The organism is Neorhizobium sp. R1-B, from assembly GCF_004368875.1.
GTDB classification, from domain to species: Bacteria; Pseudomonadota; Alphaproteobacteria; order Rhizobiales; family Rhizobiaceae; genus Neorhizobium; species Neorhizobium huautlense.
The window spans coordinates 307,740-321,512 of record NZ_SOEM01000004.1 but is presented as its reverse complement, the minus strand read 5'-3'; the positions used below and the strand labels follow the sequence as shown (position 1 = coordinate 321,512).

General features: G+C 61.0%; 16 protein-coding genes. 6 read left to right on the top strand and 10 right to left on the bottom strand.

Going from position 1 to position 13,773, the window contains the following annotated elements:
- Window positions 1–17: 17 nt before the first annotated feature.
- Window positions 18–347 carry a hypothetical protein gene (locus tag EDE05_RS08560; protein ID WP_105371468.1) on the bottom strand — a complete coding sequence of 110 codons (330 nt, stop codon included), beginning with the start codon at window positions 345–347 and terminating at the stop codon, window positions 18–20.
- Between the two features lie 127 nt (window positions 348–474).
- Here EDE05_RS08560 and EDE05_RS08555 point away from each other — a divergent pair, with 127 nt between their 5' ends.
- The 3 genes from EDE05_RS08555 to EDE05_RS08545 all read left to right on the top strand — a co-directional run bounded on the left by EDE05_RS08555 (window position 475) and on the right by EDE05_RS08545 (window position 1,965).
- Window positions 475–1,062 carry an isochorismatase family cysteine hydrolase gene (locus EDE05_RS08555; RefSeq protein WP_105371467.1) on the top strand — a complete coding sequence of 196 codons (588 nt, stop codon included), beginning with the start codon at window positions 475–477 and terminating at the stop codon, window positions 1,060–1,062.
- 134 nt (window positions 1,063–1,196) lie between these two features.
- Entirely contained in the window at window positions 1,197–1,382 is a 186-nt protein-coding gene (locus tag EDE05_RS08550) for a hypothetical protein (protein WP_105371466.1), read from the top strand.
- 85 nt (window positions 1,383–1,467) lie between these two features.
- A complete protein-coding gene (locus EDE05_RS08545; RefSeq protein WP_105371465.1) occupies window positions 1,468–1,965 on the top strand; it encodes a ferritin-like domain-containing protein in 498 nt (165 codons plus the stop codon).
- 96 nt (window positions 1,966–2,061) lie between these two features.
- Here the strand turns inward: EDE05_RS08545 and EDE05_RS08540 are convergent, their stop codons facing one another.
- Window positions 2,062–2,430, bottom strand: a complete 369-nt coding sequence (locus EDE05_RS08540; protein ID WP_105371464.1) for a hypothetical protein — start codon at window positions 2,428–2,430, stop codon at window positions 2,062–2,064.
- Between the two features lie 54 nt (window positions 2,431–2,484).
- On the opposite strand from EDE05_RS08540, the gene EDE05_RS08535 reads away from it, so the two are divergent.
- Both EDE05_RS08535 and glgA read left to right on the top strand, forming a co-directional pair.
- Window positions 2,485–2,850, top strand: a complete 366-nt coding sequence (locus tag EDE05_RS08535) for a DUF2934 domain-containing protein (protein WP_105371463.1) — start codon at window positions 2,485–2,487, stop codon at window positions 2,848–2,850.
- 300 nt (window positions 2,851–3,150) lie between these two features.
- Entirely contained in the window at window positions 3,151–4,629 is a 1,479-nt protein-coding gene (gene glgA, locus EDE05_RS08530; RefSeq protein ID WP_165924136.1) for a glycogen synthase GlgA, read from the top strand.
- Between the two features lie 60 nt (window positions 4,630–4,689).
- Here glgA and glgX read toward each other — a convergent pair whose 3' ends face one another.
- From glgX to EDE05_RS08515, 3 genes are all read right to left on the bottom strand, one after another.
- On the bottom strand, window positions 4,690–6,768 hold the full coding sequence (gene glgX / locus EDE05_RS08525; RefSeq protein WP_105371461.1) for a glycogen debranching protein GlgX: 2,079 nt from the start codon (window positions 6,766–6,768) through the stop codon (window positions 4,690–4,692).
- 69 nt (window positions 6,769–6,837) lie between these two features.
- On the bottom strand, window positions 6,838–7,080 hold the full coding sequence (locus EDE05_RS08520) for a membrane lipoprotein lipid attachment site-containing protein (protein WP_105371460.1): 243 nt from the start codon (window positions 7,078–7,080) through the stop codon (window positions 6,838–6,840).
- Window positions 7,077–7,364, bottom strand: coding sequence for a hypothetical protein (locus EDE05_RS08515; RefSeq protein ID WP_105371459.1), 288 nt, complete (start codon window positions 7,362–7,364; stop codon window positions 7,077–7,079). Before EDE05_RS08515 ends, EDE05_RS08520 begins: the two co-directional genes overlap by 4 nt.
- A gap of 111 nt (window positions 7,365–7,475) precedes the next feature.
- Here EDE05_RS08515 and EDE05_RS08510 point away from each other — a divergent pair, with 111 nt between their 5' ends.
- The gene (locus tag EDE05_RS08510; RefSeq protein ID WP_105371458.1) at window positions 7,476–7,742 is read left to right on the top strand and encodes a hypothetical protein; all 267 of its coding nucleotides are present in this window, start codon (window positions 7,476–7,478) and stop codon (window positions 7,740–7,742) included.
- A gap of 231 nt (window positions 7,743–7,973) precedes the next feature.
- On the opposite strand, the gene EDE05_RS08505 is transcribed toward EDE05_RS08510, so the two are convergent.
- From EDE05_RS08505 to coxB, 5 genes are read right to left on the bottom strand one after another with little or no spacing between them, the layout of a single operon-like run.
- Window positions 7,974–9,038, bottom strand: a complete 1,065-nt coding sequence (locus EDE05_RS08505; protein WP_105371457.1) for a c-type cytochrome — start codon at window positions 9,036–9,038, stop codon at window positions 7,974–7,976.
- Window positions 9,035–9,679: a cytochrome c oxidase assembly protein gene (locus tag EDE05_RS08500; RefSeq protein ID WP_245422807.1), complete on the bottom strand. Its 645-nt coding sequence runs from the start codon at window positions 9,677–9,679 to the stop codon at window positions 9,035–9,037. Before EDE05_RS08500 ends, EDE05_RS08505 begins: the two co-directional genes overlap by 4 nt.
- Complete coding sequence (locus EDE05_RS27165) at window positions 9,676–10,059, bottom strand: hypothetical protein (protein ID WP_245422806.1); 384 nt, start codon at window positions 10,057–10,059, stop codon at window positions 9,676–9,678. Before EDE05_RS27165 ends, EDE05_RS08500 begins: the two co-directional genes overlap by 4 nt.
- Window positions 10,056–12,572: a cytochrome c oxidase subunit I gene (ctaD, locus tag EDE05_RS08495; RefSeq protein WP_105371455.1), complete on the bottom strand. Its 2,517-nt coding sequence runs from the start codon at window positions 12,570–12,572 to the stop codon at window positions 10,056–10,058. The genes EDE05_RS27165 and ctaD overlap by 4 nt, the downstream gene beginning before the upstream one ends.
- Window positions 12,569–13,615, bottom strand: coding sequence for a cytochrome c oxidase subunit II (gene coxB, locus EDE05_RS08490; protein WP_105371585.1), 1,047 nt, complete (start codon window positions 13,613–13,615; stop codon window positions 12,569–12,571). Before coxB ends, ctaD begins: the two co-directional genes overlap by 4 nt.
- Window positions 13,616–13,773: the final 158 nt, after the last annotated feature.

The following is a 13,773-nucleotide window of genomic DNA, read 5'->3' as shown; positions in this document are numbered from 1 at the left end:
GAGCCGGTCAATATCGGCTAGAGCTGGGTCGATATCAGATTGTCGATCCTGACCTGTCCCTCCACCACGCCTCGCGGGCCTTTCGCATCAAACCGCCCGCTCTCGTCCTCGATCACCGTATAGAGTTTTTCGCTGCGGAAGGCGCTGGCCATCTGTGTGGAATTGCCTTCTGAGGGCAAGGCGTCGATTTCGGTAAAGTCGAGTTCCGCTTCGCTCGCAACGAGACGGGCGTCGCCTGCCGTCCTTGCGCGGACGATCACTTCGCCCTGCGGAGGCGAGTTCTGCCAGTTCGGATCATGGGGCGGCGCGATCGGCACCAGGCGGTAGATCTTAAGGCTGTCCTGCATTTTCTCTTCCCTTCGGCAGTCATCTCCATTCCCAACAGGCAACGCGATCCGCGCACCTCAAGTTCCTCTTCGCCGGAACTTTTGCCCGCGGGCCGCCGTTCGTGAACGCTGACGGAGTAAATGCGCCATGGAAGACCCGAACCGCTGCCGACATCTTTGCGTCGATATGCAACGGATGTTCGCAGAAGATACCCCCTGGCATATTCCCTGGATGCCGCGGGTACGGGAGCCGGTCGCCGAACTTACAGGAACTCATCCCGCCGAGACGATTTTCACCCGCTTTGTGCCTCCGAGAACATCCGCCGAAGCAGGAGGAAGCTGGCGCAGCTATTACGAGAAATGGGCGATGATGACGCGCGAGCGGCTCGGCGACGAGATGGTCGACATCCTGCCGGAGCTCAGAGCCTTTGTTCCGCCAGCACTCGTCTTCGACAAACCGGTCTATTCACCCTGGCTCGACGGTCGGCTCCATCATTTCCTGCAAGATCAGGGCGTGACCACGCTCGTTATATCGGGCGGAGAAACGGATGTCTGCGTCCTCGCGGCCATTCTGGGAGCGGTCGACCTCGGTTATGCGATCATCCTCGTCAAGGATGCGATCTGCAGCACCTCCGACGAAACCCACGACGCCTCCCTCGCCCTTTTCGGCAGGCGCTTTTCGACCCAGCTGCGGATCGCCGGCGCCGACGAGGTGCTGCAGTGGTGGCAGGGATAGGCCCGTTCCGGAACCTTTTGCGGCAAACGGCTGTTTCCCAGATACGCCTCTGTGATCGAGGGAAACCCACAATCAGCAGCCCCTTGGGCTGCCCCGGCACGGCCCGCAGGGACCTTGCCTGAAAGGAGAAAGCGATGGCAGACAATTTCTGGTTTGTGGTCGTGGCGCTAGGCCCGATCCTCCTTGGCGGAGCGATCGCCTACGCATTGCTGCAGCGTCGCCGCCTGACGAGCGGCGAGGAAAGCAAGCAGGAGGAGGCGATCGAACGCCTCTACGATAAACCGCCGGGCGGGCGCGAGCCGCATCCGGGCGGTCACTGAGAGCGAGGAACTTTCAGTCCGCCTCGTCGTTCTATGTCTCGCAACAGCCATTCGAACATTTTCATAAAAATCCAAGGAGAGAGCAATGGCCACCAAGACCCTCGACGACCTTTTCTATGAAACCCTCAAGGACATTTACTACGCCGAACGCCAGATCGTGAAAGCCCTTCCTAAGATGGCGCGCGGTGCTCAGGACCAGAAGCTGAAAGCTGCATTCGAAAAACACCGGGACGAAACGGAAGGTCAGATCGAGCGCCTGAAACAGGTCTTCGAGATCATCGGCAAGCGCGCGCAGGGCAAGACTTGCCCGGCGATCGACGGGATTATCGAAGAAGGCGAGGAAATTCTTGACGAATTCAAGGGCAATCCTGCACTCGACGCCGGCCTGCTCGCCGCCGCACAAGCCGTCGAACACTATGAGATCAGCCGCTACGGCACCCTGCGCAGCTGGGCTCAGCAGCTCGGGCTGAAAGAGGCAGTCACGCTTCTTGAACAGACCCTTGCGGAAGAAAGCAAGACGGACGAAGCCTTGACCGCACTTGCCGAGTCCGCCGTCAATGCAGCGGCTCAAAAGGCCGCGTGAGGTGAAAAGCTAAGGGGCGCGACATCAGGTTGCGCCCCTGACGAGACGGAAAAGCCCGGCTTGGCCGGGCTTTTCATTTCCTCCCTTTATTCGGGCTCAGTGACGGAACGAGCCGCTCGGTCTCGAAGTCGCCATGCCTTGCGCCAGGATCTGCACCGGCAGCATTTCGCCGTTCAGCGCTTGCCGCCGGAAAACCTTGTCCCGGGTGGAACCGGAGCGGGCGAGCTGGGCTTTTGCAGCATCCATAGCCAGATCATAGGTGTGATAATAGGACGCGGACTGCACCCCATCTATGACATAGACCCAGCCGGTTGCGTGCGGGATGATATCGCAGTACTTTTCCATTTCGATGTGTCTCCTTCCCGGCGGAATAAACATATTTGGGCTGCCGAAAGTTCCGTCGGGCAGACTTTTGAATTGGCCGTGTGCCTGTTGGCCGAATTGTGAGTTTTCGTTTTTGACCATGGAACTTTGCTCCCGCGAATCCGTTGGGGCAATCGGGCGAATGGAGACTAAATAATGGCGGAATCCGAACAAGACTGGATCAAGAAGCGGGCCTACGCTTTGTGGGAAGCGGAAGGCTATCCTACCGGCAAGGACAGAGAGCACTGGGAACAGGCTAAGCTGGAATATGCGACGTTGAAGCCCGCGGCGCTGAACGGAGCGTCGGCCAAGGCTTCGGGTGGCAAGGCGGCAGCGGCGGTCAAACCTCCCAAAGCAGCCTCGAAGGCCGCGGCTCCCAAGGCAGTCTCCCCTAAGGCGGCGCCTAAGACAGTCGCATCCAAGGCCGCATCCGCAAAAACCGCGTCGAAACCACCGGCGGCCATCACCGCGGCGGTCGAACCTGCCAAGAAACGTTCCAAAAAGGTACCGCCGGGCAAATAGTTCCGGGGGCGGGAAAAACAGCAAGGACCAAGTTTACCGGTCGCGACGAGTGCCATCGTCGCGGCGGCAAGATTTTTTTGTTCCGGGAAATGACATGACATCTGCATCCGAATTCCGCCTGGAGCCGACCCCGAGAGGGAACGTTGGCCAGGGCTTGGTTGTTTTGGAAGAACTGAACGGGCTATGGCGGAGAGACGCATGATGAACGCCCACCTTCCGGTCGACGAGGGCCATCACAATCCGCGCAGCGTGATCGGCCATGAAGCTGAGATCGTTCCCGGAAAGCGGGCTTTGCCGCATATGAAAGTTCTTTCGGTCACCTCGGAGATCTACCCGCTTGTCAAGACCGGCGGGCTTGCTGACGTGACCGGCTCCCTGCCGAAAGCACTTGCCGGCTCGGGTATTGAGACCACCACACTGATCCCCGGGTATCCGCGGGTGATGCAGCAGCTGAAAAGCGCCATGCCGCTCGTCACCTTCGAGAGCCTTCTGGGGGAGCGCGCCTCGTTGCTCCACACCCGGATCGAGGGTTTGAGCCTTTTCGTACTGGATGCCCCAAGCCTCTACGACCGACCGGGCGGTCCCTATGTCGACGACACGGGTGCAGATCATGTCGACAACTGGAAACGGTTTGCCGCCCTGTCCCTCGCCGCGGCCGAAATTGCCGACGGTGCCCTGCCCGGCTGGGTTCCGGACCTCGTCCATACCCACGATTGGCAGACGGCACTGACCTCCGTCTACATGCGCGAACGCGGCTGCATGACACCTGTTGTCCTGACCATTCACAACCTGGCTTTCCAGGGGCAATATCCTGCAACCCTGCTTAACAGCCTCGGTCTGCCGCCCCAGGCCTATTCCATGAACCGGCTGGAATATTTCGGTGATATCAGTTTCCTGAAAGGCGGATTGCAGACGGCCGATGCGATCACCACGGTTAGCCCGACCTATGCACGGGAAATTCTCACACCCCGTTTCGGCATGGGGATGGACGGTGTTCTGAACGCGCGCATTTCCATTCTGCGCGGCATCGTCAACGGCATCGACCTCGAGGTATGGGATCCTTTGACGGACCCGCACCTGCCGCGCAACTACGATGCCACCAACCTGCGCCGAAAGCGGGAAAATCGCCGGGCGCTGCTGGAGAAGTTCGGCCTGGACACGACTGGAAACGGCCCGGTGTTCTCCGCCGTCAGCAGGCTGACCTGGCAGAAGGGTTTCGATATGTTCGCCGAGACGGCGGACGAGATCATCCATCGCGGCGGACAGGTCATCGTTTTCGGCCAGGGTGATCACGGGATCGAGCGGGCCCTCCTCGACGCGGCCTCACGCTTCCCCGGTCGAATGGCCGTCCACATTGGTTATGACGAACCGACGGCGCATCTGATCCATGGAGGCTCGGACGCCATCGTGCAGCCCTCGCGCTTCGAGCCTTGCGGCCTGACCCAGCTCTATGCGCTGCGTTATGGCTGCGTACCCGTCGTTTCCCGCACAGGCGGACTATCGGAGACCATCATCGACGCCAATGATGCCGCGATGTCGGCCCGCGTCGCGACGGGTTTTCAGTTCCACCCGGTCACCACCGACGGCCTGCGCCTGGCGCTTCGGCGCGCTTTGCATGCGTACGAGGACCCGAAAATGTGGGCACGGCTGCAGAACCAGGGCATGAAGGCAAAGTTTTCCTGGGAACGCAGCGCCCTGCAATATGCGGCGGTCTATGCCAACTTGGTGAAGAAGTCCGGCCAGGGATCGGCCTCGGATCGATACCGGGCGATACTCTGATCACAGATCGCGAAAACCGGCCTTCGAGGCCGGTTTTCTGTTGCCGATCGGCCGCTTCCTTTACGGTCTGCGGAACAACACCAGGCTGCGGCCTTCGAGCTCGAAATCCTTTTCCTTGGTGATCACCTGGCCATGCCTGGCGGTATCGGAGGTGGTGAGTTCCAGCACCCAGCCGCCCTCGCCGAACTGTGGGATGCGGAACGGCACATTGCCTTCGAACGGATTGAAGAGCAGCAACACGTCGTGCCAGATGCCTTCCTCCTCCCGAAGATCAGGCCGGCCGATATAGAGGCCGAGCGTCGAGCCCTCGTCCCATTGTTCCGGCGTCTGAAAGCCGCCGCCGGCATTGAACCATTTGATCTCCAGTCCGTCGCGCCAGTTCTCGCGCCTGAGAAGCGGCTGCTCCTTGCGCAGCTTGATGATGTGGCGCGTAAATTCGCGCAACGCCTCGCAGGTCTCCGGCAAATCCTCCCAATGGACCCACGAGATCTCGCTGTCCTGACAATAGCCGTTGTTGTTGCCCATCTGACTGCGGCCGAATTCGTCCCCGGCAAGCAGCATCGGCGTGCCGTGCGAGAAGAACAGCGTCGCGAGGAAATTGCGCTTCTGACGGTCGCGGACCGCGTTGATGTCCTCGTCTTCGGTCGGCCCCTCGGCACCGTAATTGTAGCTGCGGTTGTCGTTATGGCCGTCGTTGTTGTCCTCGCCGTTCGCCTCGTTGTGCTTCTCGTTGTAGGAAACAAGGTCGTTAAGGGTGAACCCGTCGTGCGCGGCGATGAAGTTGACGCTCGCCCAAGGCCGGCGACCGCGCTGGTCGTAGAGATCGCCGGAGCCAAGCAGGCGGGCAGCGAAATCGGTCGAGACATTCGTTCCCTTCCAGTATTCGCGTACCGTGTCGCGGTACTTGTCGTTCCATTCCGCCCAGCCCGGCGGGAAGCCGCCGACCTGGTAGCCGCCAGGCCCAATATCCCAAGGCTCGCCGATCAGCTTCACCTTCGACAGCACCGGGTCCTGCGTCATGGCGTCGAAGAAGCCGCCGCGCTGGTCGAAACCCTGCGGCTCGCGCCCGAGGATCGTCCCGAGATCGAAGCGGAAGCCATCGACATGCATGAATTCGACCCAGTAGCGAAGCGAATCCATCACGAGCTGCAGCACGCGAGGGTGGGACGTGTTGACGGTATTCCCGGTGCCTGTGTCGTTGATATAGTAGCGGTGCTGGTCCGGCATCGTCCGGTAATAGGAAAAATTGTCGATGCCCTTGAAGGAAAGCGTCGGCCCAAGCTCGTTGCCTTCGGCGGTATGGTTATAGACCACGTCGAGAATGACCTCGATTCCCGCGTCGTGGTAAGCGCGCACCATGTCGCGGAAGCCTTGGATGCCTCTCGGGCCGTAATAACGGGAGGCCGGCGCGAAGAAGCCGAGCGTATTGTAGCCCCAGAAATTCTTGAGACCCTTGTCGAGCAGATGCTGGTCGTCCGGGAAGTCGTGAACGGGCATCAGCTCGACGGAGGTAACGCCGAGGCTTTTGATGTAGTCCACCGAAGCCTTGTGGCCCATTCCTTCGAACGTGCCGCGCAATTCCTTCGGGATCGCCGGATTGAGCTGAGTGAAGCCCTTCACATGCGTCTCGTAAATGACGGCGGCGGGCCAGGGAATGTTCGGCCGGTTCTGATCCTGCCAGTCGAACTCGTTGGGATCGATCACTCGACACTTTGGCATGAACGGTGCGCTGTCGCGCTCGTCGAAGGTAAGATCCTTATCCTCGTGCAGGAGATCGTAGCCGAAATGGGCCTCATTCCATTTGACGTCGCCCACAAGCTCGCGGGCGTAGGGATCGATCAGCAGCTTGTTGGGATTGAACCGATGGCCATTCTCCGGATCGTAAGGGCCGTGGACGCGATATCCGTAAAGCGCGCCAGGCTTGAGGCCCGGCACATAGCCGTGCCAGACCTCGTGGGTATATTCCGGCAGCTCCAGCCGCGCGATTTCGATCTTGCCGCTATTGTCGAACAGGCATAGCTCGATCCGTTCGGCATGGGCCGAAAAGATCGCGAAGTTGACCCCCTCGCCGTCGTAATTGGCGCCGAGCTGATGCCAGTATCCCGGCTCCACTGTGAAATGGTTCGATTTCGTGTCCATGCGGCACCCTTCCAAGTTTCCGCCTGATAATGGTGCCGCACAACAAATCGTTCCCTAGGGCTTCAAAATCTATGGATTGCCGGAGCCTGCCGGCGCAGGGGTTACGGGTGGATTGCTGGTTGTCCCGGACGGGGATGTGGCAGGGCTCTGGCCGCCGGTGCTTGTTTGCGGCGTGGGATCCTTGTCCGCGGGTGCCGTGTTGTTTGGCTGCTGCGGCGGCGTGTTGTTGATCGGGTCACTCTGTTTTTCGTTGTTGTCGCTGCACGCGCTCAAAAGAACCACCGTCGAAAGGGCAAGGATCAGGCGTTTCATTTTTTCTCTTCTCCATCGAGATTGCTGACGGAACCCCGGCGCCGATGGGCATCGAGTGCGATGACTTTCTCTACCGCGGCAACATCTTCCGCCGCTGCGACGGGAACCGGATCACTGGCGATCGCTTCCAATACCTCAGGAGAGATCGCGCCTTCGCGGATCACATATTCGAGCGCTTCCCGGGTTTGCCGCTCCGCCTTCAGCTGGGCGTAAAGGGCAAGGATCAGACGGTCGCGCACGTCCCGTTCTCCATGTCCTGCCCCTGATCTGACGAAGTCCGCCATGGTCGTTCTCCCTATCTTTGTTAAGGGATGAACTTTCGGTCCGGGCGATTGTTCCCTCCGTCAAACGGTCCCCTATCTCCTTGAGCAACGGAATTCGTCAGGAGGATTGAGATGTCGGCGCTGACACCCGAGGAACTGGAAGGACGCCTGAACGCACACCGGGAGCTGATGATCGAGCTTCTGGCGGCAATGATCGGCGGAGAGGTCACCATCTCCTCGTTTCTGAGGCGGCTGAGGGACGATGCCACCTTCAAGGACAATGAGGAGGATCCGGGCGTCATGCCCGAAGATACCTTTGCGATAGAAAATTCCGCCGCGCGTGAAGTGCGCGCCATACTCGAAGCGGCCCGCGCCCGGGCAGAGGCGGACGACCGTTGAAACGTCGTTAACCGTAGCGCTTCACATTTATGGCAATCCCGCCACGTTTATGGCCATTTCGTGGAACTAGAATGGTGTTTTCTCGTTCACTTGCTAGGGAAGCGATGGAGGCGTCTATGGTCAGGGAATGGGTAGAGGCGGCAGGCTTCGTTCTTGTGATCGCGGCATGCTACATGCTCGTCATTCCAGTCTGATTTTGAAAGCTCCTGGGGAGGAGAGAGTGGCCTGAACTCAAGGGCCCCTGCTCTCGCGGCTGGCAAAAAAGGCCGCGAGAGCGGCAAAATCCTCTTCCTTTAGACTTCTGGCTGCCTCGGTCATCAGGTGACTGAATGGGCCGCCGCCTCTGGCACCGGTATGAAAGAGGCGAAGTTGACGCTCCAGGTAAGGAGCGGTCTGACCCGATATGCGCGGATAGGCCGGGTTGCCGCCGGCCTTTTCATGACAGCTCAGACAGGCCGGCACCTTGTCAGCCGGCCTTCCTCTTTCTGCCAGCTCCCGCCCCCTTTCGACCAATTGCGGATCGCCTTGGCCGATCTGTCGTGCAGGCGGCGCCTGCTTGGCGTAATAACTCGCAAGCTCCGGCAGGCTCTCTTCCGGCAAGGTGCCGGCTGCCACCTGCATGATGCCGCTCGGACGCTTTTCCTCCGCATAAGCCTTGAGGCTGTTGAGCAGATACGCCTCCGACTGGCCGGCAAGCCTGGGAACGATACTGCCTTCCGTAAGCCGCTTTTCCGCATGACAGCTCTCGCAGGTGATCGGCAGCGGCGAGACCTCGCCCGCATGGCCGATGCCGTGCAGGCCGGACACCTGCAGATAGGCGTTTGCGTCCATCTCCGGCAGCTTGCGCAGAAAAGCGACCATCGCCCAGATCTCGTCATCGCGCAGCCCGGTCGGCCAGCCCGGCATGCCGGTGAAGCGCACGCCATGTTTGACGATCTCGAAAAGCTGGGCATCGGTCCAGGTCGGCACGACCATCTTCAGGTCGGGCGGCCGCGGCAGCATGGCGAGCACCGCATCGGACCGCCCCTGCGCCGGCGAGCCGTGACAGATAGCACAGCCGGTCTCGAAGTGGCCGGCGGCTGGTGGCAGAAGCGCCGGATCGTCGAGCGGCGGAACCTCCACGAACAGTGCGGCGGTGCGCACCGAATTCTTCATCACCCAGTGGAGGAACCAGTCCGTCACGCCCCAGTGGCCCGTGCTCGCCCTGACGCTCATCAGTCCCGACCAGGCGAAAACCATGCCGAGCAACGGCAGTACCACGACAAGGGCAATCAGGTATTTCCTCGGGATCGTCATCGGCCCCTCCTCCCCAAAGGCTTTGGCGCATCAATGTTCAGCGTGCGAGCCAGGAGCGCTACGCCACCGGCCAGATAGACGACCGCGCCGACGAGCAGCATCACCACGCCACCTATCTGTTGGTCCGTCCCGGCATTCAGCACGACACCGAAACAGCTTACCTCCCCGTCACCGTAAAGCGGCCGCGGCGAAAGCGCCAGAAGCGCGCCAAGCAATGTCATATGCATCGATGTGAAGAGAAGCCCGACCGTGCCGGCAAGCCGCCGCTCTTCACGGCCACCGGTGGCGCCGCCGAGGCAGGTCAGCCAGAGCGTCAATCCCGCAGCCACGAAGACAAGCTGTTCCAGCACCGTGACGACGGTAGAGGTTTCCGAGAGAGCCCGCACGGCCGGCACATGCCAGCCCCATACAGCGACCAGCTCGATCAGCGAGGCGAGCACGGGTGTCAACCAGGCCCGCCCGGCGGTGAAGTCGAGGCGGGTTCCCGAAAGGCCGACGGCAATCAGCGGTGCAGCACCTGCCACCACACCCATATGCGCAATCATGTGGACGGAAAAGGAGCCCCGGTCGGCAAAGGGGAGCAGGAACGCCCAGAGCAGGAGAAGCAGGACAAGGCCGAAAACCCAGGCCGCCCGCTTCAACGCTGGCACTCCGCGATGAAGATCAAGGGAATGGCGGCATAGACGACGGCGACGAAACTGAGGCCGGAGAGGAGAAGCGTCGCAAAACCTTGAAAATACTTTCGATCTTCCCGCGTCGCCGCGTCGTGCGGAGGATCTCCCGATCCGAAACCCCATTGCCGCCAGGCGAGATAGGCGGACAGCACGATCATCGCCAGCGCCAGCAGCGTGAAGACCCCCAACGCGAACCGCAGGGTGCCGAAGGTAATCTCTTCGGCCAGCCCCTTGGCGCAGAAGATGGCGACCGCCGCATAACATACGACAAAATGCAGCGCCCAGACGGTGGGCGCGGTAAACAGCGTCCAGAGGGTTTCGACCTCGCGCGGGATGAAGCTCTTCATTCTATCACCATCGGAAAGAGGCCGATGACGCCGAAGGTTGTCACGGCGGTGACGGCCATGAAGTGCCAGTAGAGCGTAACATTGCGGATATCCTGATCGTATTCCGCCGTCATCCTGCCGGCAAAACTGCGGGCCAGGCAGTAGAGATGCATGATCGCGCCGACGGCGCCATGCGTCACCGTCCAGATTGCCAGGATCCAGACGGTGGCGGGATAGACGTTGGCGGTCGGATCCATGGCGTGGAAATAGGGACCCGCCAGACCTGCAAGCGACGCTGCGACCGTGACGACGAAGCCCGCGACCAGCGCGAGCCGTGCCCCGACCGGCCCCTTTTCATTGAGCTCCCGCGCAAGCACCGTCAGCGCCCACGCGACGACGAAGAGCGCCAGCGCGATCATCGGCCATAAGATGCCCGGCCCCTGTGCCGCGGCGGTGAAATCCGCATGGATCGTCCAGTAGAAGAAATAGCCGAAGATCAGGCTGGCGAAGGCCGTTCCGTCACCCACCATGGTGATGAACATCGCCCACCAGCCGACCGACGCCGGACCCGAGACATAGATCGGCAGTTTGAGCCCGAGCCCGACATCGATCTCCGGCTCCTCCGGGATCGGCGCCGTCCCCGTCCACAGCCAGACGACGATGGCCACGAACGTAATGATCGCGCAGACAATGGTCGTGATCCACCAATGGAAGGTGAGCGCGATAAAGACCCCGCCGAGCGCAAGCGCCGCGATGATCGTCACATAGGAAACGCCGCCGACCCGCAGGCACTGGATCGGATCGGCATCCAGGACCGAGGTGACGAGGGTTTCGCGCTTGCCCGACTTCGCATCCGGCAGATAAAAGCGGCCCGCCTCGATATCGCGCTGCAGGTTCGGCTGGTCCCAGAGCGGATAGCGGCTGGTGATGACCGGCACCGAGCGCATGCCCCAGCTCTCGTCAGGATCGTTCGTCCATTCCAGCGTGCCGGAATTCCAGGGATTGAGATTACGCGCCGTCGGTTTTGGCTTTGGCCTCAGAATATCGGTGACGACGATTGCCACACCCGAGGCGAAGATGAAGGCGCCGATCGTGGAGACCAGGTTGAACCAATCCCAGCCGATGCCCTCCGGATAGGTGAAGACGCGACGCGGCATGCCTCGCAGGCCGGAAAAATGCATGGGGAAGAAGGCAATGTTGAAGCCTGAGAACATCAGCCAGAACGCCACCTTGCCCCAGGCATCGCTGAGCTTCTTGCCTCTTACGAACGGGAAATAATAATAGATGCCGGCAACCACCGGAAACAGCATGCCCCCGATCAGCACATAATGAAGGTGCGCGACGACGAAATAGGTGTCGTGCGCCTGCCAGTCGAAAGGTACCAGCGCCACCATCACGCCGGTCAATCCGCCGACCACGAAGATGATGACGCCGCCGGCACCGAACAGCATCGGCACCGAAAAGATCACCCGGCCGGCAAGCATCGTGGCGATGAAGACGAAGATCTGCACTCCGGTCGGGATCGCCACGGCCTCGGACGCAGCGGAGAAGAAGGCCAGCGAAATCTGCGGCAGGCCGGTCGCGAACATATGGTGCACCCAGAGCCCGAAACTCAGGAAGCCGGTGCCGACGGCCGCCAGCACGATCCAGGAATAACCGACGATCGGCCGCTGCGAGAAGGTCGGCACGATCATCGCCATCAACGCGATCGCGGGCAGGAAGATGATATAGACCTCCGGATGGCCGAAGATCCAGAAGAGATGCTGCCAAAGGAGCGGGTCGCCGCCCCTCTTGGCATCGAAGAACGGCCAGTCGAACATCCGCTCCATCTCGAACAGGATGTCACCGGCGATCAGCGGCGGGAAGGCAAACAGGATCATCCCTGCGACGATCAAGAGATACCAGGCGAACATCGGCATGAGGTTGATGCGCATACCCGGAGCCCGGCATTTCATGATGCCGACGATGATCTCGACGGCCGCGGCGATCGACGCCACCTCGATGAACGAGAGGCCGAGCAGCCAGATATCCGCACCGATGCCCGAATATTCCTTGTCGGTCGCGAGCGGCGGATACATGAACCAACCGGCATTCGGCGCCGCATTGAAGAAGATCGAACCGCAGACGAAGATCCCGCCAATGAGGAAGCTCCAGAAGCCGAAAGCAGAGAGACGCGGGAACGGCAATTCGCGGGCGCCGAGCATCGACGGCAACAGGAAGATGGCGATCGCCTCGAAAATCGGCACCGCGAACAGAAACATCATCACTGTGCCGTGCAGCGTAAAGGCCTGGTTAAAGAGATCCGCCGAGATGAGATCGTTGTTGGGCACCGCGAGCTGCAGGCGCATCAAAAGCCCGAGCAGACCGGCAAACAGCATGAAGGCGAACGCAGTCACGCCGTACCAGAGGCCGATCTCGCTATTGTTGACCGATGTCCAGTAACGGAGCCCCTTCGGCGTCTCCCACACCTTGCGGAGCCGTTCTTCCTGGGCCGCCCTTTCTTCGGCCGAGAAATTGCCGAGCTCTGGGGTCATCGTAGCCCTTTCAGGTAAGCTGCGATCCGTTCGACATCCGCATCCGGCAGCATGGAGAAATGAGGCATCCGGACCTCGGGCTTGACGCCGTCCGGGTAGCGGATGAACCGCGCAATATGTTCGGCCGTATTGGCTAGCGACCCGGCGCCGACGCTGCCGCGTTCTCCGAAGGCGGTAAGATCCGGACCGATCGTGCCGCGCGCCTCGGTGCCTGAAATAGCATGGCAGGCGGCGCAGCCGTGCCTCAGGAAAAGTGCCAAGCCCTCCGCGTCAGCACCCGACGAGTTTTTCCGCGCCGAAAGCCAGGCTTCGTAAGCCCGTGGCTCCATGGCATGCACCGTAAAAGCCATCAGCGCGTGGGACGGCCCGCAGAATTCGGCGCAGACCCCGCGATAGGTGCCCGGTTTTTCGGCGACAAGCGTCAACCGGTTTTCGCGCCCGGGGATCATGTCCATCTTGCCCCCGAGCACCGGGATCCAGAAGGAATGGATGACATCCGGCGACTTCAACAGGAAAACCACCCGCTCGCCGACGGGTATGCGCACTTCATTTGCCGTCTCGAAGACGGGCCCGCTGTCCTCACCGAGATACCGGACCCGCCACCAGAATTGCTCGCCGGTCACTTCGATGCGCCGCATGCCGCTTGCATCATCCTGAAACCAGGGCCGCATGACCGGCATCAGCCAGACGGCATAGGTCAGAAGCGCCGCAAGCACCACGGTCGGAAAAACGGCTCCACCCCACAGGACCAACTGGCCGGCACTTTTCGTCGAATGCGCCCGCCGCTTGCGTGCCGCGTAAAAGAGCAGACCGACAACGCCGCACCAGATGACGATCCCGCCGATCAGCATCGTGTAGAAGAGCGTGGCGACGCCTGCCGCCTCGGGTCCTGCGGGATCCAGCGCGGATTGCGCTCCCGAGCATGACGCGAGCGGCGGAAAAACGAAAAGGAGGAGGTGATGGCGTCGACAGACGCCGTGGCGGCCCAGGCTTGGTCCTGATCGAATTGGCCGGCCGGAGGCAGCCAAGCGGTCATCATTCATTTCGGCCGATACCTGGCAAGTGTTTTGCGGCAACGCCGCGAACATCCGGCCAAGAACGCGGCTTGCCCGCTTTTGTTCCAGGCCCCCGATAACTTTCTGTAACGTTCTGAGAAAAAGTTGGAACGATTCCCTACCGCATGGGTTTGCTCCTTCGTGAG

What these genes read in the sequence shown, in the direction of transcription:
- EDE05_RS08560 (WP_105371468.1), bottom strand. Translation starts at nt 347, where the DNA reads ATGCAGGACAGCCTTAAGATCTACCGCCTGGTGCCGATCGCGCCGCCC.
- EDE05_RS08555 (WP_105371467.1), top strand. Translation starts at nt 475, where the DNA reads ATGGAAGACCCGAACCGCTGCCGACATCTTTGCGTCGATATGCAACGG.
- EDE05_RS08550 (WP_105371466.1), top strand. Translation starts at nt 1,197, where the DNA reads ATGGCAGACAATTTCTGGTTTGTGGTCGTGGCGCTAGGCCCGATCCTC.
- EDE05_RS08545 (WP_105371465.1), top strand. Translation starts at nt 1,468, where the DNA reads ATGGCCACCAAGACCCTCGACGACCTTTTCTATGAAACCCTCAAGGAC.
- EDE05_RS08540 (WP_105371464.1), bottom strand. Translation starts at nt 2,430, where the DNA reads ATGGTCAAAAACGAAAACTCACAATTCGGCCAACAGGCACACGGCCAA.
- EDE05_RS08535 (WP_105371463.1), top strand. Translation starts at nt 2,485, where the DNA reads ATGGCGGAATCCGAACAAGACTGGATCAAGAAGCGGGCCTACGCTTTG.
- glgA (WP_165924136.1), top strand. Translation starts at nt 3,151, where the DNA reads ATGAAAGTTCTTTCGGTCACCTCGGAGATCTACCCGCTTGTCAAGACC.
- glgX (WP_105371461.1), bottom strand. Translation starts at nt 6,768, where the DNA reads ATGGACACGAAATCGAACCATTTCACAGTGGAGCCGGGATACTGGCAT.
- EDE05_RS08520 (WP_105371460.1), bottom strand. Translation starts at nt 7,080, where the DNA reads ATGAAACGCCTGATCCTTGCCCTTTCGACGGTGGTTCTTTTGAGCGCG.
- EDE05_RS08515 (WP_105371459.1), bottom strand. Translation starts at nt 7,364, where the DNA reads ATGGCGGACTTCGTCAGATCAGGGGCAGGACATGGAGAACGGGACGTG.
- EDE05_RS08510 (WP_105371458.1), top strand. Translation starts at nt 7,476, where the DNA reads ATGTCGGCGCTGACACCCGAGGAACTGGAAGGACGCCTGAACGCACAC.
- EDE05_RS08505 (WP_105371457.1), bottom strand. Translation starts at nt 9,038, where the DNA reads ATGACGATCCCGAGGAAATACCTGATTGCCCTTGTCGTGGTACTGCCG.
- EDE05_RS27165 (WP_245422806.1), bottom strand. Translation starts at nt 10,059, where the DNA reads ATGAAGAGCTTCATCCCGCGCGAGGTCGAAACCCTCTGGACGCTGTTT.
- ctaD (WP_105371455.1), bottom strand. Translation starts at nt 12,572, where the DNA reads ATGACCCCAGAGCTCGGCAATTTCTCGGCCGAAGAAAGGGCGGCCCAG.
- coxB (WP_105371585.1), bottom strand. Translation starts at nt 13,615, where the DNA reads ATGAATGATGACCGCTTGGCTGCCTCCGGCCGGCCAATTCGATCAGGA.